The 535-nt window shown below is 60.9% G+C and carries 1 protein-coding gene; it reads left to right on the forward strand.

Features of this window, described 5'->3' with window-relative positions; translation table 11 throughout:
* Positions 1 to 384, forward strand: a 384-nt coding sequence (locus tag EN935_RS39650; RefSeq protein WP_164771911.1) for a GGDEF domain-containing protein, incomplete at its 5' end; no start/stop codon positions are given.
* Positions 385 to 535: the final 151 nt, after the last annotated feature.

Below are 535 nucleotides of genomic sequence, written 5' to 3' on the forward strand. Positions count from 1 at the left end.
GGCCATGACTGCGGCGATCAGGCGCTCAAGCTGATCGCGCAGGCGATCAAAGGGCAACTGCGTGGCGGCGATATTGTCGGCCGCATCGGCGGCGAAGAATTCGGCGTGTTTCTGCCCGGCGTGGATCCCTCGCAATCCTGGGTGGTTGCCGAAAGCATCCGCCGGCGCATCAGGGAGATGGACTTTTCGCCCGGCGGCAGACCTTGCCCGCTTTCCGTCAGCATCGGTGGCACGAGCTTTACCGGCCCGACCACCTATGAGGAAATCTTCTCCGCCGCCGACAGAAGGCTCTACACGGCCAAGTCGAACGGACGCGATCAAGTCAGCTTCGATCCGGCGGGCGCTGCTCCGGTGCCTCCGCCCAGCGTCGCCACGGTGCATTGACGACAGAACTTGCCGATGACAGGTCGAGAAGCTCTCGAACCCGAGGCAGATCGCTCCCTCGACGCTTTCAAATACTCACAACTACATGCAGGGAATCTATCTTTACGGATGGCATGCCGGTTCCATAGGTCATGGACTGTAACCTCTTACC

The organism is Mesorhizobium sp. M7D.F.Ca.US.004.03.1.1 (genome assembly GCF_003998635.1).
GTDB lineage: Bacteria > Pseudomonadota > Alphaproteobacteria > Rhizobiales > Rhizobiaceae > Mesorhizobium > Mesorhizobium loti.